This is a genomic window from Lacrimispora sp. (assembly GCF_032078915.1).
In the GTDB taxonomy this organism is placed as follows: Bacteria; Bacillota; Clostridia; order Lachnospirales; family Lachnospiraceae; genus Lacrimispora.
The window spans coordinates 1-23,291 of record NZ_DAMAUN010000058.1 but is presented as its reverse complement, the minus strand read 5'-3'; the positions used below and the strand labels follow the sequence as shown (position 1 = coordinate 23,291).

17 protein-coding genes are annotated in these 23,291 nt (G+C 45.3%); 1 reads left to right on the top strand and 16 read right to left on the bottom strand.

The annotated features are described in order from the left end of the window. Positions 1-28: 28 nt before the first annotated feature. The 16 genes from RT269_RS20080 to RT269_RS20005 all read right to left on the bottom strand — a co-directional run bounded on the left by RT269_RS20080 (position 29) and on the right by RT269_RS20005 (position 20,555). Positions 29-1,456, bottom strand: coding sequence for an ABC transporter substrate-binding protein (locus RT269_RS20080; protein ID WP_313185266.1), 1,428 nt, complete (start codon positions 1,454-1,456; stop codon positions 29-31). A gap of 383 nt (positions 1,457-1,839) precedes the next feature. Beyond that, the gene (locus RT269_RS20075) at positions 1,840-2,286 is read right to left on the bottom strand and encodes a CBS domain-containing protein (RefSeq protein WP_100303796.1); all 447 of its coding nucleotides are present in this window, start codon (positions 2,284-2,286) and stop codon (positions 1,840-1,842) included. 203 nt (positions 2,287-2,489) lie between these two features. Next, positions 2,490-3,245 (bottom strand): M23 family metallopeptidase, encoded by a 756-nt coding sequence (locus RT269_RS20070; protein ID WP_313185265.1) that lies wholly within the window; start codon positions 3,243-3,245, stop codon positions 2,490-2,492. A gap of 40 nt (positions 3,246-3,285) precedes the next feature. Further along, complete coding sequence (locus tag RT269_RS20065; RefSeq protein ID WP_313185263.1) at positions 3,286-4,206, bottom strand: SpoIID/LytB domain-containing protein; 921 nt, start codon at positions 4,204-4,206, stop codon at positions 3,286-3,288. A gap of 91 nt (positions 4,207-4,297) precedes the next feature. Then, the gene (locus RT269_RS20060; protein WP_313185261.1) at positions 4,298-6,760 is read right to left on the bottom strand and encodes a glycogen/starch/alpha-glucan phosphorylase; all 2,463 of its coding nucleotides are present in this window, start codon (positions 6,758-6,760) and stop codon (positions 4,298-4,300) included. 21 nt (positions 6,761-6,781) lie between these two features. Continuing rightward, positions 6,782-9,895, bottom strand: a complete 3,114-nt coding sequence (ileS, locus tag RT269_RS20055) for an isoleucine--tRNA ligase (RefSeq protein ID WP_313185260.1) — start codon at positions 9,893-9,895, stop codon at positions 6,782-6,784. A gap of 67 nt (positions 9,896-9,962) precedes the next feature. Next, positions 9,963-10,136, bottom strand: a complete 174-nt coding sequence (locus RT269_RS20050; RefSeq protein WP_157724412.1) for a hypothetical protein — start codon at positions 10,134-10,136, stop codon at positions 9,963-9,965. Between the two features lie 241 nt (positions 10,137-10,377). Further along, a complete protein-coding gene (locus RT269_RS20045) occupies positions 10,378-11,754 on the bottom strand; it encodes a glycoside hydrolase family 28 protein (protein WP_313185258.1) in 1,377 nt (458 codons plus the stop codon). Positions 11,755-11,801: 47 nt separating this feature from the next. After that, positions 11,802-12,770 (bottom strand): D-2-hydroxyacid dehydrogenase, encoded by a 969-nt coding sequence (locus RT269_RS20040; protein ID WP_313185257.1) that lies wholly within the window; start codon positions 12,768-12,770, stop codon positions 11,802-11,804. A gap of 27 nt (positions 12,771-12,797) precedes the next feature. Further along, positions 12,798-13,700 (bottom strand): sugar phosphate isomerase/epimerase family protein, encoded by a 903-nt coding sequence (locus tag RT269_RS20035; RefSeq protein ID WP_313185256.1) that lies wholly within the window; start codon positions 13,698-13,700, stop codon positions 12,798-12,800. A 12-nt stretch (positions 13,701-13,712) separates the two neighbouring features. Further along, on the bottom strand, positions 13,713-14,480 hold the full coding sequence (locus RT269_RS20030; protein WP_313185254.1) for an HpcH/HpaI aldolase family protein: 768 nt from the start codon (positions 14,478-14,480) through the stop codon (positions 13,713-13,715). Further along, positions 14,477-15,709, bottom strand: coding sequence for an oligogalacturonate lyase family protein (locus RT269_RS20025; RefSeq protein ID WP_313185252.1), 1,233 nt, complete (start codon positions 15,707-15,709; stop codon positions 14,477-14,479). Before RT269_RS20025 ends, RT269_RS20030 begins: the two co-directional genes overlap by 4 nt. Beyond that, on the bottom strand, positions 15,709-16,389 hold the full coding sequence (locus RT269_RS20020; RefSeq protein ID WP_313185251.1) for a cyclase family protein: 681 nt from the start codon (positions 16,387-16,389) through the stop codon (positions 15,709-15,711). The genes RT269_RS20025 and RT269_RS20020 overlap by 1 nt, the downstream gene beginning before the upstream one ends. 16 nt (positions 16,390-16,405) lie before the next feature. Next, entirely contained in the window at positions 16,406-18,640 is a 2,235-nt protein-coding gene (locus RT269_RS20015) for an AraC family transcriptional regulator (RefSeq protein WP_313185249.1), read from the bottom strand. Between the two features lie 46 nt (positions 18,641-18,686). After that, positions 18,687-19,577, bottom strand: a complete 891-nt coding sequence (locus RT269_RS20010) for a carbohydrate ABC transporter permease (protein ID WP_313185247.1) — start codon at positions 19,575-19,577, stop codon at positions 18,687-18,689. Positions 19,578-19,589: 12 nt separating this feature from the next. After that, positions 19,590-20,555, bottom strand: a complete 966-nt coding sequence (locus RT269_RS20005) for an ABC transporter permease (RefSeq protein ID WP_313185246.1) — start codon at positions 20,553-20,555, stop codon at positions 19,590-19,592. Positions 20,556-20,862: 307 nt separating this feature from the next. On the opposite strand from RT269_RS20005, the gene RT269_RS20000 reads away from it, so the two are divergent. Next, a complete protein-coding gene (locus RT269_RS20000) occupies positions 20,863-22,422 on the top strand; it encodes an extracellular solute-binding protein (protein WP_313185244.1) in 1,560 nt (519 codons plus the stop codon). Positions 22,423-23,291 lie beyond the last annotated feature (869 nt).

Genomic DNA, 23,291 nt, shown 5'->3' with positions numbered 1-23,291 from the left:
TCCTCCCCTCCTGCCCGCTCAAGATTATTTATTCAACGGTGATATCCAGATTATCTGCTACCTGCTGTTTGAAATCCTTAATCGCCTGTTCTCTGCTCTTGTTTCCTGCGGTATATTCCCGTACCTGATCTCTCCAATACATATTAATGGTTTCATCGTACTGTGTAAGGTTGGTACCCTTTGCATACTTATTTGCCGGAACAAATACGTCAAACATATTCTGTCCGTTTAAGAAGTTAATAGAGCCGTCTGATTTGGCCATAACTGTACCGGAAGCTACGGTGTCCTTTGTTCCCGCATCATTCATAGTACCGTTTGCCCACATGTACTGCAAGCCGTCTTCGGAAGTTTCCAGGGTGATCCACTGGATAATATCACCAACCGCTTTTTTTACCTCAGAGTCTTTATTTGCCATTACCCATGTGCCGCCCCAGAAAAAGCCGATAGGAGATTCGCATACTGCCCAGTCACCAAAGGTTCCTTCTCCGATTTTCTCGCCGCCGGAGTTAGGAGCCATAACGTAGTTGATCAGCCATGCCGGACCAAAGAAGCCTAAAACCGGTTTTGAGCCCTGGCCCTTCATGTCCGCAAACCAGGCATCCTGCCAGTCTCTGGTATCGTTGTGAAGGCCTCCATCCATCAGCTTCTTGGACAGATCCAAAAACTCTTCCCGCTTCGGGTCAATATTCAGCTTGCCATCCACGATCCAGCCTGTATCTGAGCTGTTTTCCACTGCGTGCCACATATCACCGTCACCAGATATGATTCCGTAGCCTTTGGCTTTTAAATCATTTGCAGCATTGAAAAATGAATCCCAGCTATTGCTTCCCGCTCCCAATTTTGCGCCGACTTCCTTCGGATCATCAGTTCCCCAAGTATCCTTTGCAATGGAACGGCGATAGATAAATGCGCCGCCGGTGGCCTGGTACCCTAAGGAAACCAGCTTGTTATCCTGATTGGTTCCTATGTCCATGGTATACTTGGCGATGTCCGCTTCCTTCACTTTTGCGGCTACATCAATTCCCAAGTCCTCGTAGGGAGCCGCATATCGACTGGCATCTCCCTGCGTGTATTTAAGTACAAATGCGGCTTCTGCACAATACAGGTCAGGTGCATCGGTCCCGCCTGCCGCCAGTGCCTGATCCAGTGCCGGCTGATAAGCGCCGTCTGTTGTGGCAATGATCGTAGGATTGATTTCATAATCAAAATCCGGATGCAGTTCTTTGTATTTTTCGATCATTTTCGGCACTTCATCAGTAAATGCCCAGACATTGATCACCTTTTTTCCAGGTTCCGACGCTTCTGCCTTTTCCGTGGATTCGCTCTTTGCTGCTGTTTCTGTAGATTCGTTCTTTGCCCCCGTATCCGCGGATCCGCTTTTTGCACCACTGCTGCACCCCGATAACACTCCCGCCAGCACACATGCACCTGCCAGCATAATAAACCGTTTTTTCATGTTTATTCCTCCTCCTTTTCATATTCAGCAAAAAACTTTCTGTATTGACTTGTAAACTCAGTGTATCATACAAGATGTCTTTTCGCCTTACAAATCTTGCTTTTTAATATACAGAAATTGCTTTTTAACATGAAATTATTGTTTTAGTTTATGGAGGTATTTTTTTATACAATGTATTTTTTTGTGTATTTATAATTATTAAGCTCTACTTTTATTACTTTCTATATTTATTTTGTCCTTAAGTTTCTTGTTTTTTACTTTTTTCTTATAGCAAGAAATGCGATGAGTTTCAATAGATTTCAGGATTCGAGGATTCGTGAAGTGTTTTTAAATAAAAAAAAGCATTTTCTGCCAGATATTTGGCGGAAAATGCTTTTTTATTTTTATTGAATGGCTGCAGTCTTACAGTTTGTCACCGGCTGCTGCACTTCCAGGGACTTGTTATAAAAATAACGAATAACATCCTTGCGGGTAATGATCCCGATAAAATTCTTTTGGTCATCTACTACAGGCACAAAATTTTGGTTCAGTGCCTTATCAATCAAATCTTCCATATTGGAATCCGCATATACGGGACGGTTATCTGACCTTCTGTCAAGGGCAGCCACCGTTACCTGCTCTGCTTCCTTTAAGTTAAGATTGAATTTGTTCTTGATTCCCCAAAGCATGTCCCCTTCCGTAATTGTCCCTACATATTTCCCCCGTCTGTTTATGACGGGCACTGCAGAGTATTTGTGATACTCCATCTTCTCAAGCGCCTGGCGCAGAGAATCATCCTCAAAAATATAAGCCACCTCATTCTTAGGTGTTAAAAAAAATAATATGTTCATAGCCACACTCCCCGTTGATTCTCGTGAAGGCAACAAGCCAAGGTCAAGCGAACCTGACTTTGGCGGCTACCCACGGGGTCAAATATTCCACAGTTTGCTGCGGGTATTTGACTGATCGGTTATAGTATAGCAGATGACTCTTAATCACGTATGAACATTTTATTATTTTTTTATAACATTTTCCTGAGATTTCTTTTTTTGGCTTATTGCATTTGGTCCAGGGGATCAATCGCCTTATCATTATGAGTCAATTCAAAGTATACGTTGGCGCCTTCCACGGAATAATATTTGGTAGGCTCGGCTACATAGCCTAAGACCTGACCTTCTTTGACATATTCATTTTCTACAACTTGCAGCTCTTTTAACTGGCCGCAGATAGCTGTATAATCGTTGCCCATATTTAAGACAACGTAGCCTCCGATTTCTTCATTGGAGCCGACTTTTTCAACTTTTGCATTGGCAGGAGCCACAACCGGAGTACTTACATCTCCCTGGATCACAAGCCCTGGATTGCATTTATACTGGTCCAGAGTTGGAAAATAGATTGTGGTGTCCATGCTGTAGTCTAAAATGACATTTCCGCGTACTGGCCAGGTCATTCTGGTTGCATCACTAAAATTAAGTACCAGAGACGTTGCCGCGCTTTTGTCTGTTCCGGCCTTTACTGCCGGAGCCTGTGTTTCCTGAGCTGCAGAGGCTTTATTGGAATCAGCCACTTGCATTTCCTCTTCCGTCGTTGCATTGGAGTCTCCTGCAACTGCCACTTGTGTTTCTTGGGGGACTGATTCTTCAACAATCATATTGCTCTGATCCGGTACTTGCAGATAAGGGCTTTCTCCTCCACCATTTCCTCTTTGAATGGTAATGACTCCTGCTGCAGCTACTATAGTCAGCAGGCCTAGAACCAACAGGACAAGGAATACTTTATCCTTGAACAATTGACTTATTTTCTCCTTCACGTTTATCACCTCGATAATATTCTTACCAAGAGTGAAAGAGTTATTCAGAAATTAAAACAATATTTTTATAAAAATAAGGAAGAATTTGTTCCGCCGTCCAGCCTTCCTCTGCTTTGCACCTGGCTCCATACTGGCTCATGCCATATCCGTGCCCAATTCCCTGGCAAACCACACGGATTCCCTCTTCATATTCTTCAAAACCAAAGGCTGCGGATGGAAGTCCCAGAACCCGCTGAATTTCCTCTCCCGTATAAACCTTGGTGCCTATCTGGATCTGCCCCACATATCCCCCCTCATCCCGGAGAACGATCTGAATGCTTCCCGGAATTTGATCTGCCTTCACAGGTACATCGCCGGAAATCTGATTGATTTTTTCCGCAAAATCTTCTTTTTTATATGCAACCATGGTGAGATAACCTTCCGCTTCCACATCCCTGGGACAAGCAGCCTCCTGTAAATACGGATGGTTTTCATCTCCTGCCCTGGTCTTTCCGGTGCTTGCCCGGTGGAATAAGGGATCGATCAGCTTCCCGTCATACATCATGACCATCGACCTGGTAGACCGGACAGCATTTTCCACCGCCTGATAGCTGGCAACAAAGGATTCGCTTCCCCAAAGCTTTTCCATCTGCTGTTCCTCCAGATACTCCATGTGAAGCTCCGATTCCTTCACTTCATTTTGCCCGTTCATTTTTCCGTAGATGTATGTCCGGGCAATGATCGTCTGGGCCCTTAAAGCCTCCCTGCCATAATCGGCCGGCATCTGCTTAGCCACTACGCCGGGAAGATATTCTTCCACATCCATATAGGATTCTCCGCTTTTCCGGTCCAGAATGATCTTCTTACCGCTGGTGATCATGGGAAATTCTCTCTTCTCCTCGATCTTTCCCGTCCAGGCCATAGTAATTATGTATGGAAACAACAGCGCAAGGATACACGCCATAACCGCTTTTTTTATCAATCCGAATCACCAACCTTTCCATCTTCCTGTCCCCTTGTTCAATATATGCAAAAAAACGCCCCGGAATCACTTCCGGAACGTTTTTGCAATCTTATACTTCTTCCAGCTCTACCTTTACCTTCTCTAAGTGCCAGATATCCTTTACATATTCTTCGATGGTTCGGTCTGAGGTAAACTTGCCGCTGCTTGCAACATTTAATATGGCAGCCTTCGCCCACCATGCTTCATCCCGGTACGCCTGGTCGATCCGGCACTGGGCTTCTGCATAGGATGGGAGATCCTTTAAAATAAAGTAGGTGTCCGCGCGGTCACTGCTCTGGGTATTTAATAAGGAATTATAAATATCGCGGAACAGTTCCGGGTTCTGGGGAGAATAATAGCCGTTGATCAGCTGCATCAGTACTCTGCGGATCTCGTAATTGTTGTTAAAAATCTCCATGGGATAATATCCGCCCTCGTTCTCATAACGGATCACCTCGTCGGAGGACATACCAAAGATAAAGGCATTCTCCGCTCCCACTTCTTCTACGATTTCCACATTGGCTCCATCCATGGTTCCAAGGGTCAGGGCGCCGTTTAACATGAATTTCATATTTCCGGTGCCGGAAGCTTCTTTGCTTGCCGTGGATATCTGCTCACTCACATCTGCCGCAGCAAAGATGATTTCCGCATTGGAAACCTTATAATCCTCAATAAACACAACCTTGATCTTACCGCCGATGCTTCTGTCATTGTTAATCACATCAGCCACCGCGTTGATCAGCTTAATGGTCAGCTTTGCACGCTCATAGCCTGCCGCAGCCTTTGCGCCGAACAAAAAGGTTCTGGGAACCATATCAAGGTTTGGGTTATCCTTTAGCTGATTGTACAAATACATGACGTGCAGGATGTTCATAAGCTGCCGCTTATATTCGTGGAGACGCTTTACCTGCACATCAAACATGGATCTGGGATCCACATCAATGCCGTTATGCTCTTTAATATATTTTGCCAGGCGCACCTTGTTCTGGTATTTGATATCCATAAACTCCTGCTGGCACCTGGGGTCATCGGCATAGATTGCCAGACGGTGTATATGAGGCAGATTGGTGATCCAGTCGTTTCCGATCTTTCTCGTCACCCATTCGGCCAAAAGGGGATTTCCATGGAGAAGGAACCGCCTCTGGGTGATGCCGTTTGTCTTGTTGTTGAATTTCTCCGGCATCATCTGATAGAAGTCTTTTAGCTCCTGGTTCTTTAAAATTTCAGTATGGAGTCTGGCAACACCGTTTACTGAGAAGCCTCCCACAATGGCTAAATTGGCCATACGGACCTGACCGTCATAAACGATGGACATTTTCCGAAGCTTTTCCTGGTTTCCCGGATACATCTCCATGATTTTCTGCTGGAATCTCCGGTTTATTTCTTCTACGATCTGATAGATTCTTGGAAGCAGTCTGGAAAACAGCTCAATGGGCCATTTTTCCAGAGCTTCCGACATAATGGTATGGTTGGTATAGGCGCAGGTCTTTGTCGTGATCTCCCATGCTTCATCCCAGCTTAAGCTGTAATCATCAAGAAGGATTCTCATAAGCTCTGGGACTGCCACCGTTGGATGGGTATCATTCAGCTGGAAAACCGTCTTTTCGAAGAACTTATGTATATCTTCATGCTTTTCCATATACTTCATAACCGCTCTCTGTACACTGGCGGAAATAAAGAAGTACTGCTGTTTCAAACGGAGTTCTTTTCCTGCATAATGGTTGTCGTTGGGATAAAGGACTTCTACGATGGTTTTCGCCAGGTTTTCCTGTTCCACTGCCTTCTGGTAATCACCCCTGTCAAAGGAATCCAGACTGAAGGTATTGATGGCCTGGGCATCCCAGATCCTTAAGGTGTTCACCACATTGTTTCCATATCCTACAATGGGCATATCATAGGGAACTGCCAGGACAGACTGATACCCCTCCTGGATAAAGCGTTCCCTTCCGTTTTCCCTTATGGTACTTACATAGCCTCCGAACTTTACCTCTGTGGCATATTCGGCGCGGCGAAGCTCAAATGGATAACCGTTTTTCAGCCAGTCGTCAGGAATTTCCACCTGAAATCCGCCTTCTATTTTCTGTTTGAACATGCCGTACCGGTATCGGATGCCGCAGCCATAAGCCGGATACCCGAGAGTTGCCAGGGAATCCAGGAAGCAGGCCGCAAGACGGCCCAGCCCCCCGTTTCCAAGAGCCGGATCCGGCTCCTGGTCCTCAATGGTGTTTAAATCAAAGCCCAGTTCTTCAAGAACTTCCTTTACTTCCGGCTGAGCCATAATGCTTATGATGTTATTGCCCAGAGCACGGCCCATAAGGAATTCCATTGACAGATAATACAGGGTTTTTACATCCTGATCTTCATACGCCTTATGGGTTGCGATCCATTCATCTATGATAACATCTTTTACTGCATAGGCCACTGCCTGGTACATCTGCTCCGGAGTAGCCTCATCAACCGTCTTACGGAATACATTCTTCATATTAAACAGAACACTTTTCTTAAAGATCTCCTTATCAAATCCCATACTCATTCTACAAGGCCTCCTAACCGTTTACTGAACCTTCTCCACACCCAGGGTTACATTTTCACCGTTAATGTTCCATTCTTTCACATATCCGGCCGGCGTTTCAAGGATGACGTCTTCCGCAAGCACTTCGCTCTTTACTTCTTCCTCATGGTCTTTTAATATACCGGCAATTTTTTCATTGCCCTTGCTGTATACCAGAATGTGATCCGTCACCTCAAACCCGGCTTCCTTACGCATGGTCTGGATCTTGCTGATCAGCTCACGCACAAAGCCTTCTGCCAAAAGCTCAGGTGTTAAATTGGTATCCAACACAACGGTGATGGTGTTATCACCTTCGGATACGTAGCCTTCTGTCTGAGCGGTGTCAATAAGAAGGTCTTCCTTGGTGAGCACAACTTCTGTTCCGTCAAAAGTAAAGGTGAGAGCGCCTGTTTCATTCAGGGTATCCATAGCCTCATTGCCGTTGACCTCTAAAAGGGCCTTTTTAATGGCTCCAAGCTGCTTGCCGTATTTCGGCCCAACAGTCTTTAACTGGGGTTTAAAGCTGTAGGATGTGAAATCCCTTACATCATCTGTAAACGCCACTTTTTTTACGTTCAGCTCTTCCTCAATGATCTCCTGATAGAATACAGGAAGGGCATGAGGTGCTTTTACGAACATCTGGCCAATCGGCTGGCGGTTCTTTAAATTGGCAGTATTTCTGGCAGCCCGGCCCATGACTACGATTTTCAATACTTCATCCATGTCAGTTTCCAGCTGCTTATCGATATAGGTTTTATTTGCCGCAGGATAATCGCACAAATGGATGCTCTCCGGTGCAGATTTATCCACGCTGCAAACCATGTTCTGATAGATCTCTTCGGTCATGAACGGGATGAGCGGAGCCGCCGCCTTGCTTACGGTGACAAGAGCTGTGTAAAGAGTCATATAAGCGTTGATCTTATCCTGCTCCATTCCCTTTGCCCAGAAACGCTCCCTGCTTCGGCGTACATACCAGTTGCTCATATCGTCAACAAAATCCTGAAGCGCTCTTGCTGCTTCCGGAATCTGATAGCCGGTAAGGAATGCATCCACATCTCCCACCAGCGTATTCAGCTTGGAGAGTAGCCATTTATCCATGACCGGGAGCTTCTCATATTCCAGACTGTATTTTGTGGGGTCAAATTCATCAATATTCGCGTAAAGCACAAAGAATGCATAGGTATTCCACAGAGTACCCATAAATTTGCGCTGTCCTTCCATAACCGCTTTTCCGTGGAAACGGTTGGGCAGCCATGGGGCGCTGTTCACATAGAAATACCAGCGGATAGCGTCTGCCCCGTAGGTATCCAGAGCATCAAATGGGTCTACCGCATTTCCCTTGGATTTGCTCATCTTCTGCCCGTTCTCATCCTGGACATGCCCCAGAACGATTACATTTTTATATGGCGCCTTGTTGAAAATCAGAGTGGAGATGGCAAGGAGGGAGTAGAACCAGCCTCTAGTCTGGTCCACGGCCTCAGAAATAAAGTCAGCCGGGAACTGTTTCTCAAACAGATCTTGATTTTCAAAAGGATAATGATGCTGCGCAAAGGGCATGGAACCGGAGTCAAACCAGCAGTCGATTACTTCCGGTACCCTCTTCATCTGCTTTCCGCACGCCGGGCAGGTAATGGTCACTGCGTCAATGTAAGGACGGTGAAGCTCAATGTCTTCTGGGCAATTAGGGGACATGGACTTTAATTCTTCAATGCTTCCGATGGAATGCTGATGCCCGCACTCACATTCCCAAACGTTAAGAGGCGTTCCCCAGTAACGGTTTCTGCTGATTCCCCAGTCCTGGACATTTTCCAGCCAGTCGCCGAAACGTCCTTTTCCGATGCTTTCCGGAATCCAGTTGATCGTATTGTTATTGCGGATCAAGTCTTCCTTTACATCCGTCATCTTAATGAACCAGGATTCTCTTGCATAGTAAATTAACGGGGTGTCACATCTCCAGCAGTGAGGATAGCTGTGTTCGAATACAGGTGCGGAGAATAAAAGGCCTCTTTCTTCCAAGTCCTTTAATATCATTGGATCCGCCTTCTTACAGAAGATGCCTGCCCATTTGGTTTCCTCTGTCATCTCGCCTGCCGCATTGACCAGCTGTACAAATGGAAGGTCATATTTTCTGCCCACCTTGGAGTCATCCTCACCAAAGGCCGGAGCGATATGAACGACACCGGTACCGTCAGTTAAGGTAACGTAAGTGTCACAGGTTACATAATATGCTTTTTTATTTGGTGTTACGAAGTCAAATAAAGGCTCGTATTCTTTATATTCCAAGTCCTTTCCTGTGTACTTCTCTAAAACCGTGTATTCCTCTCCCAGAACCTTTTCACACAGAGCCTCTGCCATATAATAGGTATAGTCTCCTGTCTGCACCTTTACATAGGTCTCTTCAGGATTCACACATAAGCCTACGTTGGAAGGAAGGGTCCACGGAGTTGTGGTCCAGGCCAGAATATAGGCGTCTTCTCCCTTTGCCTTAAACCGGGCGATGGCGGAGCGTTCCTTTACATCCTTATATCCCTGAGCCACCTCATGGCTGGACAAGGGAGTTCCGCACCGCGGACAATAGGGAACGATCTTAAAGCCTTTATACAAAAGACCCTTTTCCCAAATTTTCTTTAATGCCCACCACTCAGATTCAATAAAATTATTCTCATACGTTACATAAGGGTCATCCATATCGGCCCAGAAGCCTACGGTCTTTGAGAAATCCTCCCACATGCCCTTGTATTTCCAAACGCTTTCCTTGCAATACTTAATAAATGGCTCCAGGCCATACTCCTCGATCTGTTCCTTGCCGTCAAGGCCCAGCATCTTTTCCACTTCCAGCTCAACTGGCAGTCCGTGGGTATCCCAACCGGCCTTACGGGGAACGTCATACCCTTTCATGGTCCGGTATCTTGGAATCATATCCTTGATAACTCTGGTCAAAACGTGTCCGATGTGGGGTTTCCCATTGGCAGTAGGGGGACCGTCGTAGAACGGATATGTCTCCCCTCCCTTACGGTTTTCCATGCTCTTTCTGAAAATATCATGGTCTTCCCAGAATTTTTCTACCTCTTTTTCTCGTGCTACAAAATTCAAGTCTGTAGGGACTTTCTTGTACATCTTTAGCGACCTCCATTTCTCCATATATAAAAAAAGCTCCCATCCCGTAATCAGGACGAAAGCCTCACTATATCTCCGTTGTACCACCTATTACCGCATACCAGCATATGCTTTCCCTTAACGCAGAAAATACGTCCTGACCTACCGCAGATGCTTTCAGCCGGAAACTCCGGAGTGATATTCGAACCCATGCTACTTTCGCCAGGCTTCCACCCTCCCCGGCTCTCTTTGGATTTCCCATGGTCCTACTGTCTCCATCAAAGTTTTTCTTCCTATTATGATGTGATAATACTAATATTACCGTATTTTTTAATTATAGGGAGTAAGAAATGAAATGTCAAGGCTATTTTGTTTTACCGTCACGGCAAACACATGAATCTTCGTGAATCCTGTGACTTTGGCGATCAAGCAGGAGTTTCTCTCTGACCTCGAAGGGGCCGGCATTGAAGCCTGGGTGACTAAAAGGAGTTCTATGATTACTTTTACCCCTTGATATTTATATTTTTAAAAAAGATATGTTTACCATTTACTATATCAATATCATGCTTTGCCTGTAAAGCAACATCACTGATATGGATATCATGGACAGGCATCTGTTCTAAGCCGTCAATCCGAATGCCCCACTGTATATCTCTGCCATAAATCCGTGATATCGATATATTCTTAAACTCCGGTAAATCCTCAGCGTCCTCTGGTGCTTCAATGGATAAGGTGCCGTTTTTCATCGTCTTTAAAGCATATCCCATTGTAAAAAGAATAGCCTCACCGGGAATCCGCACCATATTTATATCCCGAATGGTAATGTCCTCCACCACACCTCCACGGCCGGCCGCCGACTTGAAGCGAATGCCGATATCGGTACCGATAAATGTGCAGCGCTCCACCAGGATATGACGGACTCCTCTGGACATTTCACTTCCCACCACGAAACCGCCGTGGCCCCGGTACACGGTGCAGTCATGGATATAAACATTTTCTGTCGGACCTTTTATCCTCCTGGCTTCGCTATTCTTTCCGGCCTTCATACAGATCGCATCATCTCCCACGTCAAAGTTCACCCTGTCAATCTCAACAAATTGACAGGATTCCAGATCCAGCCCGTCTCCGTTTTGCGCCGAATCATCATTTCTGATCCAGGCATTACGCACTGTCAGATTATCACAGAAAAGAGGATGGAGATTCCAGGCCGGAGAGTTCTGGAGTGTGACGCCCTCAATCAGAATCCGACTGCAATGGGTAAGCTCCACCATCACCGGGCGGTAGTAGTCATAATAGGGGGCTGCCATTTCAAGGGCTTTTACATCATCAAGCTTTGATAAGTCCGGTTCGCCATAACGAAATCCCTCAAAAGCAGTGCTGGTGGGATACCAAACCTCCCCCTCCTCAGTACTTAAGAAAGTATCCGGGCTGACAGACCGCTTTTCTTCCCATTCTCTGGAGGTGAATTTAAACTCCTTGGCCATTCGCCAAAGATGACCGTTTCCGTCAATGATTCCCCTGCCGGTTATACCAATATTTTCAGCACATCTGGCATGAATGGGAGAAATAGCCCTGATTCTTCTTGTTCCCTCATAATCGGTAATATGGAGAGGATATTCTTCTTTGCTTTTATCAAACAGCAAAAGGGCTCCTTCTTCCAGGTGCAAATCCACTCCTGATTTTAATTCTATCGGTCCGGTGAGCCAGAGGCCCCCCGGTACCAGGACATGGCCGCCCCCATGTCCTGCTGCAAAATCTATAGCCTCTTGAAGGGGCCTCGAATTCAGGATAAGCCCTCCGGAAACTGCTCCGAATTCAGCAATATTATATGTTTTTTCTTTAAATTCCGGCAAGGCTGCCGTAAAGTCCAGTTTTTCCATTTTAAATCAGGAAGATATTCGTCTTCCGCCCTCCCAATCTGCTAATATTATGTATTTACTATATTTACTGGGTCTCCCTCCAGAAAATTTTTCAGATTCTTTACCGCAATATCCATCAGACGCTGCCGGCTTTCTTTTGGTGCCCATGAAATATGGGGAGTTATCAGACAGTTGGGCGCCTTTAACAGCGGATTGTCTTCCCTGACTGGCTCTGAGGACACCACATCCAGACCGGCGGCATATACCTTTCCTGTTTTCAGGGCCTGTGCTAAATCCTCCTCCACAATCAAAGGGCCTCTGGAATTATTAAGAATAATGACACCATCCTTCATCTTTGCGATGCTGCCCTGATGAATCATTCCCTCAGTCTCCGGAAAAAGGGGACAATGAAGGGAAATGACATCCGACTGGGCAAATAATGTATCTAAATCCGTATACTTGCAGGTCGCAGATTCCAATTCCGGTATTATTTTAAAGGAATCATAAGCAAGTACCTTCATTCCCATAGCCTGGGCAATGCGGCCGGTGCTCTGGCCGATCCGGCCAAACCCGATAATCCCCATCGTCTTACCTGCCAGTTCAATCAAAGGATAATCCCAGAAGCACCAATCCTGATTGCTGCTCCACCTGCCCTGGTGAACCGCATCACTGTGGTGCCCGATACGATGGCAAATTTCCAGCAACAGGGCAATTGCAAACTGGGCAACGGCATCCGTTCCATAGGAGGGAATGTTGCAGACGGAAATCTGACGCTCTTTTGCCGCCGCTGTATCAACTACGTTGTATCCGGTCGCCAATACTCCGATAAACCGAAGGTTCAGACAGCACTCAAGCACCTTACGGCTTATCGGTACCTTATTGGTATAAACAGCCTCTGCATCGCCAATCCGCTCCGCTATCACAGCTTCATCTCCTGCCGTTCTGTCATATACAGTCAGCTCTCCCAGCTGCTCAAGCCCTTCCCAGCTTAAATCTCCGGGATTTTCAGTAAAACCATCTAATACTACAATTTTCATCCTAACATCTCCTTTCACCGGTTAGCCTTAGTCTTCCAATAGCGCCCATGCCCGTTTTATCACCCGTTTCGAATTAGCTAGAATGATATTGGCATCTTCATCCTTCCATGGCTTGACTTCCAGAGATAATACCATCGGATTATCCTTACGGAAGAAGCCTTCCTCCTTCAATACTTTAAAGAAATCCAAAAGCTCCGGGGTATCATTGGCACTGTCCGGAAAGCCAAAGCGGGGATGTTGATCGCCATAAGCTTCAAAACCTTTTTTAACGACAGCATTACCGATATGCAGATGAGTGATGTACGGCTTTAAGGTGCTGATGACAAACTGGGAGGTCTCATAGGTTGTGGGGAAATGGGACAAATCCACCAGCAAGCCAAAATTGCTATGAGTCATCCGCATATCTCCGGCAAACCTCGATGCCAATGGCGCCGGACCTATCAAAGCACTTTTATCCATGTCATAATCAAACACCTCTAATTCAACCATCATACCCTTTAAAGCCGCATAGCTGCATACGTTCCTGGTCGTTTTTAGCAGCTGTCCATAGGCTAAGGCCTTATCCTTCTCCTGCCATTTTCCAGCCAGAAAGGTAATGCCTTTCGCTCCCAAATATTCTGCTTCATCCACCGAGTGCAGAAGTATTTTCTCCGCCTTTTCCCTCTCATTTTCATCAATTGCGTTAGGGTTCAGCCCGTGGCCGAGGAGTCTTGGCTGGGCCCCATAGCACACCCTCATATGAGACTGCTCCAAAAGGGTCCTCAATTGCATTCTTTCCTCATCCGCCTCCACATGGGTCACCTCAAGTGTCGTGAAAAATTCATCACCTGCCAGCTTCTTAACGGATTCCAGCAGGGAATAATCTGCCGGCGGATAACTCATCCATTGAATCGTTCCGATTTGAAAATAAGTTTCAATTGGTTGCTTCATTTTTCATCCTCCTCAGTCTTTTAATTCCTTCATAAATGCCTTACCTGCATAGGCAATCATCGCCTGGTCCGAGCTCAGACCGATAAACTGCACGCCCATGTCAAGAAGCTTTTTGGCCTCCTCTCCATTGGCAGCAATTGTTCCCGCCGCTACCCCTGCTGCCTTACAACGCTCAATAATGTGGGCCACAGCCTCCTGTACTTTAGGATGCCTGCTGTCACCGATAACGCCTAGGGCCTGAGATAAATCCATCGGACCAATCCACATGACATCCAGGCCTGGAACACCGAGCATGTCATCAAGATTATTTAAGGCTTCGGCGGTCTCACAATAAGCAATCGTCATGACATGCTCATTCGCCAGTCCAGCATACTCTTTTCCGTCCATAAAGCCGTAACCGGCAGCACGGTGAGAGGGAGAAAAGCCCCGTCCACCGATGGGGCTATAATAGGAGTTATATATCATTTCCTCCACATCCCTGCGGCTGCTGGTTTCCGGAACCATGATTCCCAGGCTTCCTCCGTCAAGACTTTGCAGTATCATGGAGCGGTTATTCTGGCGGATCCTCACGATTGGAACAATGCCGGATATATCCGCCGTCCGAAGCAAATGATCCATGGTTTCCTTACTCATATGGGAATGCTCGTTATCAATGACAAAAAAATCAAAGCCTATTAAAGAAAACAGCTCAACAACACTTGGATCCGTCATCTTGGCAAAAGTGCCAATATAGCTTTTTCCCTCTTTCAATCCTTTTTTTATCGGGTTCTTTCTAATCATATCGTCCTCCTTGCTTTTGACCAGTCTGCTTCCACCATATAAATATTTAATAATCCCTCCTTGTCAGAGGAAAATAAAATATGACTGCCGTCCGGCGTAAAGACCGGATGGACATGGGCGCTTTTTTTTCCTGAAGTGTCATGGGCGCACAAAAGGTAAGGCTCTGCCCTGTGCCCCTGCGAATCGTAATGAATCAGTGACAGATACCTCCTGCTATCTGGCTGATTTTCGGATAACATACAGGTATCACCGATGCCTTGGCGCTCATTTACCGCTACGCTTATATGCCCCGGGCGGTCATAAGGATAGTAAAAACGCTCCTGATTCTTACCATCAAAATCCATGAATATATCGGCATGCTGGAAAAACGGCATATCTGCCCGATACCGGAAGGAATACTGGGCTCCGATTCTTCCTGAGGGGGTAAAAAACTCGTGACCGATCTGCTCTAAATACTTTTGCTGGAGAAAGAGGGGCTTCACCTCATCGGTTAAGGCATCGACGGTCCACATCCGCTGAACCAGATGCCAGGGACCATCGTTACAAAACAGGAGGCGGTCACCCTCTCCCGGAGCCAACCCCACATGGGTAATGCGCTCGTGTCCCCCGTAGATGGCCTCACAGCTTTTCTTCTTTCTGTCATAACGCAGCACCAGACTGCCTGGCCGCTTAAAGAACCGCTCCCTCGCTCCCGGAGCCGCTTCCGATAACGGGGCGGAAAACCCGGCTGTAAGCAAAGGCAATTCCTCGACGAGAGAAAAAGCCACATAACGGCAATCATCGGTCATGGACAGGCTGTGGAAATTATATGTATTGGGAATATGCATCAATACCTTTGATTCAAGAGTTCTGACATCCGTTTCCTTCAGCTCCTCATTGCTGTAATAATAAACGGTCTTTCCATCCGGAGCGATCATCCCATGAGCTCCGTGTCCCATCTTAACAGCCTCTCCCTGAGTAAGCTGCAATGCTTTCCCGGTCTCAAGCTCCAGGAGGAACAGTTCCCCAAAGCCGACCTTTCCAATTGCGGGGGCATTGGGATTTTTGACCACCGAGGTTTTGGTAAAATCAGATACGAAGATGGTATAACGTCCATCTCTGGTGAATTGCGTAGTCGTAAAATAGGGCCGGTCATAAATTGCTTTGTTATCCGTAAGCCGGATAAGCTCTACTCCTGTCAGCGGGTCCCGGAAGCTGGTACGGTTAAAGACATAGGTATCCCCCTTCATTATCCACCAAGCCTTTCATCAGTCCCAGGTATAAAAGCCATCACCCGCACTGGAAAGGACTCAACGCCCTTAATCGGATAGGGAAAAGCTGATGCGGTAAATCTGGGAACATTGATCTGCCCTAAATTAGCGACATTCTCGATCAATGGGATATTATGCTTAAACAGTGTCGTATGGTTGACATGCTGCTCTGAACCTGGAAGCTCGACACCGCCGGCATCGACGCCCATCATCTTCATACCGCTTTCGGCCAGCCAGGTGATCGCCTCCTCGGTAAAGTACGGGCTTTCACCATAGCGCTTTGTCCCATAAAAATCCCCAAAGCCCAGGTTACAAAAAACAATATCCCCTTCCCGGACTCCCCCGCAGGCTTTAGCAGCCTGTATCGTTCGTTCCCTCGAGATACCAATCCGCCTGCCGATATCGGAAAAATCCAGCAGGACAGCAGGACCACAAAATATATCCACTGGCATCGATGCCAAATCATGGCCATCAGGAAGGATGTGATAGGGTACCTCGATATGAGTGCCGATATGGGATACCATGGCAATATTGGTCATGATATACCACTGCTTCTCAAGGCGCACCACATTCCGGTTTACCGTCTCTGCGCCAATGGTTTCTATTGAAAATTTCCGTTCGACCTTTTCAGGATCGATCACATGGGTTAAATCAATCATTCCACTTCCTCCTGTCTTAATCTAGGTTTCCTCCATACTTCCGGTACTGGCCCGGAGTCAGGAGCGTATATTTTTTAAATACCCGGATAAAATTCTGCGTGCTGCTGTAGCCAAACCGTTCTGCCAGATCATTAATGCTGATATCCGTTTCAAGGAGAAGCTCCTCGCACCGCTCCATCCGTTTTTCGGTTACATAATCAATATAAGTTTTACCAAAATTCTTTTTAAACATCCTGCTTAAATAACTGGCATTGTAATTAAAATGCCTGGCACAATCCTCCAGGTTGATATTACACTCAATATTTTCATTCAGATACTCAGCAATCTGGTAAATAACATCCTTTTGCTCTGCTTTATCACAGATGTTTTTAAATAGCTCATCCAAAAGATAATCCCATAAGTAAGATTGCAGGCTTTCAATGGAGTTGACCTTCCGGCTGATATCATAATCAAGGATGTCACTGATTACATTATAATCCGGCGTCAGCGCGTATTCCTCATAATAATTCAGGATTTCTGATATCAGCTTGCTGATTTCCAGTTTAAATATACAGTACTGGGTATCCTTTAGCAGAGCCAGATAAATATCTAATTCACTGTGGCATTGGATTTTATTACCGGTATCCACTGCCCGCAGAACCTGTTTGCGTCCCTGATAGATCCGGCGGTCCATGAGCAGGATTTTTTCCCTCCGGGGATATCGGTAAAAGTTACAGATACCATCAAATCCCATGGCATCCCGCAATGCTTTTTCACATTCCTCCACCGCCGGAACAATATCCTTAATCTGCTTAAAGCCATTGCTTACACCAACGTTAATCGTCATATGTAAATATTTCCGCACCGCCGTAATGAGCATCGTGGCCGTCGCCTGGGCCTTAATGTCGGCACTTTCATTAGAATCCGCATCCACAAGGCAGGTAATATAAATAATCTTTCCAATCGTCACCAGCGGAAAGCACTCTTCCTTGTGAAGCAGCTCCCTGACGACATTATCCAGGGCAAACAGGCAAAGCTGATGGTCATCCTCGGTCTGAAAATGATCCTTAAACTTCAAAGCCATGGTATACATGGCGGCACCATTTAATTTCTCACTGATAATGCGCTCTTTTATCATCGTATCCTCATCACAGTCTATTTTTTCGCCCCGGTAGAGCTTGCGTAAAAAAAGCTGCTGGCGGCTTTCATCCTTATTCTTCACAATACTTTGCAGCTCTGCATTTTTATTAAGGATATAGCGCACTTTTCCTATCAGCTCCATATCTTCTTCGGTCTTCTTTCCCTCCCACTCAGCATGTATTTTATGTTCTACTAAAGCATCAATCTCCTGAAACGGTAAGTACAGACGTTTTGAAGCTACATACACAACAAAAATATCTACGAACAGCATTCCGGCAACTACCAGGGCCAGCATCGCCATTACATTTGACAGGCTTCTTTGAAATGCCGAGTTCGTTGCCACAAAGATATAGGTCCAGCGATTATATTCCGAGGTTTTAGAGGCCATAATATAGCTTTCACCCCGATATCTCGTATTAATCAGACCGCCCTCCTCCAGCCTTTCGGTATTTCCTACTCCCTCCAGCACCTCCCTGACAACCAGTACATCAATACCGTCACCAAAGATGACCTGTCCCTCTTCATTAAGAATTACGGTTCCATATCCTTCTTTACCCCCCATGGAATCCGTATCCAGAATGCTTTTTTTAAACCGGGCAACCAGCAGGGCATTATCGTTAAGGGTATATATCGGCAGACTTTTGACCAGATATAGGTATCCGGCATCTGCAAACCAGAAGGAATGCTTCTTCATGGCAAATAAGGTATGAACGGTATCCACTGATTCATATTCCTTTAAGGGCATAGTGGCAGCCGTACCAATCAGCCAGTTTTTACTTTTATTAACCAGAAATACGTCATCCAGCTGCTTCTCCGAATTCCCTATCAGCTGTAAATCACCGCGCAATGAATTAAACAGCTGAAAATTCTCTGCTGCCAAATCGGTTCGCAGGGCCAGCAGGGTATCGCTGCTAAGGGCTATCCGAATCATGGCATTTTCCACATAGCGAAAGCTGGTCTCCACTTCATTCATCTGATTGCTGATCTGGGATATCATCGTCTGGTTCAGAGCATTTTTCTGCTGGTTCACCAGATTAACGATAGACCCCCCAAGAAACAAAACCGGAATTAAATTAACTAATAATAATGCCGCAAGAATCTTTTTATAATACCTGTTTTTTTTAGACTTCATAGAAAAAACTCCTCTTGCATTATTATATCAGTTTTCCCGGAGCAGCTCAGCCTTTTACCGAACCTACCATCACCCCCTTATCAAAATATTTCTGCATGAACGGATAAGCCATGATAATTGGCAGTGTGGAAACTACGACTACAGCCAGTTTTAAGCTCATCATCGGCAGGATAAAGCCGGGCATCATCCCATCATCTTCTCCCGAGGTGCTGGACAGCATTACTATCTGGCGCAGGAGAATCTGAACCGTCCATTTCTTTGAATCATTTAAATAAAGGAGGGGCTGTAAAAACTGGTTCCAGTGTCCCACCGCATAAAACATCGTAAAAGTGGCCAGGGCCGGCTTTGATAAGGGCAGGACGATTTTTGTCAACGTATTGATTTCGCTGCTGCCATCTATTTTAGCCGCTTCAATCAGGCTTTCGGGTATTTCCTGGAAAAAGTTCTTCACCAGCACCAGGTTAAAGCTGCTGATGGCTCCCGGGATTATCAGGGCCGCATATTTATCAATCAGCCCCATCGAATTCACAACCAGGTAAGTAGGAATCAGGCCGCCGCTGAATACCAGTGTAAAGGTTACCCCCAGCATCAGCCACTTACGTCCCAGCAGATTTCGCCTGGCTAAAGGATAAGCAGTCAGGCAGGTCATGATCAGGTTTACAAAGGTACCCACAATCGTTACCAATGTAGTGACAGCAATGCTGCGGGGAAAGGTTTTTGTGGATAAAATATATTTATATACATCCAGGGTCGGTTCCTTCGGGATGATCAGGAACTTATTTTCCGCTAATTCTTTTGCGGAGGCTAAGGACCCTGCCACGACATACATTAAAGGAAACAGGATAATCAGAAAGCACAGTAATAATATGCCATGCACTAAAATATCAAATACCCGTTCTCCAACTGTCTTTTTCATTTTCTTATTTTTACCTATCACTCTTACCTCCTCCTATAAAAGCCCTTCCTCACCCATTCTCTTAGCCAGCCAATCCGCCGTCAGCACCAGTATCAGGCCGATGATGGATTTAAACAGCCCTACTGCAGTGGCAAAGCTCAGCTGCCCATTTTTCATACCTATCTGATATACATAGGTATCAATAATCTGTGCTACTTCACGATTTGTCGCATTCTGCATCAGGAACAGCTGGTCAAATCCGGCTTCCAGTACATGCCCAAGCCTTAGAATCAGCATCGTAATGACGGTTGCCCGGATTGCCGGGAGGGTGATATACCATACCTGCTTCATCCGGCCGGCGCCATCTAATTCGGCAGCTTCATACATTTCCACATCCACACCAGCTAAAGCCGCTAAGAAGATGATGGTTCCCCAGCCGCTCTCCTTCCAGATATTTTGCAGGACGACCATCGGCCGCAACCATGTCTCAGATCCCATGAAGTCGATCGGCCTGATGTTGAATACGCTGCCGAGAAAATTATTTACCACACCTCCTTCGGTGGTAAATAACGCATAAGAAATACCCACGACTACAACCCAGGAGAAAAAATGAGGTATATAAAGAAAGCTCTGGACAATCCTTTTAAACCAGTTGATCTTCACTTCATTTAACAATAGTGCGATAATAATCGGAACCGGGAAGAAAAAAATCAGGTTCAGGCATGAGATTACCAGGGTATTTTCCAACAGCCGCAAAAAGGAGCCGCCTGTAAATAATCTTTCAAAATTCTTAACCCCCACCCACGGACTCCCGAAAAAGCCTAAAAAGGGCTGATAATCCTTAAAGGCTGCTATCAGCCCTATCATCGGACCGAATTTGAAAATGAGATAATAAATCACTCCGGGTATCAGCATAATATAGAGAGATTTTTGACGCAGCACTGCTCTTAACGTCTTAGCCCTCAATGCCTTTTTTTCAATTTTCATCATATTAACTTTTTCTACTTTTCCTTGGCTCATAAATTATCTGCCTCCTTTTCACCTCAAATTATAGGAGGTGATATGAAGTAACTCAATGCTCATATTTCCAGTAGTTGGAAAGCATCATCCTTTGTTTCCAAAGCCGGGAAATACTCTTTTTTTTAGGCAATGCTCTTTTTTTTACCTCATTTTGCTCCTGGACAGATGAGGTTTCCAGGCTTTTGGCAGAAATAAGAACATTGTGTTAACCACACAACGGCTTTATACTATAAACATCTTATTTGACAATCTGCAGATGGCTCAGAGAAGAAATAAAAAAACTATTGATAATGTAGGAGGATTTTATATGAGAAAGTCTATATCCCGCTGTTTAGCGGCAGCTCTGGCCTGTATCTTATTAGCTGGCTGCGGCATCCAGGAAGGAAACCAGCCGGGGCAAACCGGGTCAGATTCTGTCAAAACGGAAATTGTTGAAACATCTGAACTGGAGACGCCGGCCTTAGAAACCGTTACGATGATGTGCAACTATAAGGCAGTGGAAGCTCCCAATGAAAATAACAGCATGCTGAAAGCCATCCAGGAATATACCGGTACGAAGCTGGAAGTCATCTGGGTTCCCAATGACGCCTATGAAGAAAAAGTCAATACCCTGATTGCTTCTACCTCCTTACCCCAGATTACCTCTATCCGTGAAACCACCTCAGCCGGTTTTATTAACGCTACCAGAGCTGGTATGTTTTGGGATTTGACTCCCTATATTGAGCTTTTTCCCAATCTTTCCAGCATTGATGAGACCGTTATGAAAAACGTCCAAACCGATGGCAAGCAGTTTTTGATTCCCCGTACCCGTGCTACTATCCGGGCCGGAATCGCCATCCGTACCGATTGGTTAGATAACCTGGGCCTTGAAATGCCTGACACGATTGAAGGGTTCCATGATATCCTTTATGCCTTTACCTTCGATGATCCTGATGGAAACGGCGTACATGATACATATGGCCTTTCCATGTATGATCAGGGCCTTAAAAACTTTGCCACTCAGCTGAGCATCTATATGGGCGGATCGAATGGCTGGGCGGCAGATTCCGCAGGAAATATCACATCAGAATATGATTCTGAGGAATACAAAAGAGCTCTGACATGGTTCCGTGACTGTTATGAGGAAGGTTTGATTAATAATGACTTTCCCATCGTAAATGACAAAACCGCCAACTTTACCAACGGAAAAGCCGGAGCCGTCTTTTTAGGAAACCTGGAGGATGCCGTTACTACCTTAAACTCACTGACTCAGGTCAATCCTGATGCCACCTGTGGCGTTTTGCAGATACTGACGGATGGATCTGACGGGGAGCCCCATATACCCGGATATCAGGGCTATACCGGTGCTATCGCAATACCGAAAACAGCAGTTCCGGATGAGGAAAACTTATTAAGTGTTTTAGCCTTTTTAGATAAAATGGGCAAACCGGAAATGCTTGACTTATTCAATTGGGGAATCGAAGGGGAAACCTACGATGTGGTCGACGGAAAGGTCACCCAGACTGAAGAGCAGCTGTCGATATATGCCGATAAATACAACTTAATCCGGCAGATTACGCCATTTTATGCCTATACTCATCTGGAATCCCAAAGCCTGACCCCTCTTGCACAGCACATTTATGATTTAATCGGTTCTAATTCTAAATATGCGGTTTTTGATCCAACCCTGCCATTTATTTCCGAAACTGAAACCGAGATGGGTGGAACCTTAGGGGAACTATCCACCTTTATTAATGACTCTGCGATTAAATATGTAATTGGTGTTTTAAATGAAAAGGAATGGGAAGATTCCGTCCAGAAATGGAAAGATATGGGCGGAGCAAAGATTATTAAAGAATATACCGAACAATATCAGGCTTATAACTAAAAAAGCAATAATAAGCAGGAGCGTTAAAAGGAGCCGCAAATGACTCCCCAAAGGTGTCATTCAATGGTATAAGCGAATGCCCTGATTTACCGCCTGCGGCTGGTTGAAACAAAGGAGAACGGGTACCGACTCATTTTCATGAAATTCGATACCCGTTCTACATGCTTTCATCCATTGGTTCCTAAATACCTCTCACGTTTTGTTTTTTGCATTGCGTTCTCCGGATGCTCTATATGAATTTTTTCCCGTACCTTTCGCTTAAAACCATCTACAATCTAAATTTTCGGCATTGCTATTTTCATTCTTCTATATTGTTATCCAGCTACCGAATAAAAATTCAATCGGGACAAATCAAAATTACCCATCGGATGAATATTTCTCTGCAGTTATAACGAACTATAGGCATATAAAGAGATTGGTAGATTTTCATTCCGGCTTCAGCCACGGTTCTCTGCTAAGGTTTAACGGTTTTGCCTTTTGCCCGTATCAGCCTTTTTGCCGATTCAGGCTAAACTTATGTTTTCGGCGGGATCTACCTCCTTTTCTCTGTCATTCTCCGAAATAAAATGGAAAGTCGGATTTGAAATTATTATCTTTTGTTTATGGCTTTATTATATACTATCCGTCTGTATTTTGCAAGACTTTTTTACAATAAACATTAAGTTAATTATTAATTTTCAAATTGTATTATACTATTTAGATTATTTAATTAATTACAAATACTTGTGCGGTGTTTTTGACACTATTTCTATTGTTAATTTTTTATCAATTCCATTGTTTTTTTGTAAACTTATGGTATAATGTGCGAAAAGGTTTAGTAAATGGGAAAAAAAAGGAGAACAGCTATGAGCCAGCGCAATTTAACTTTA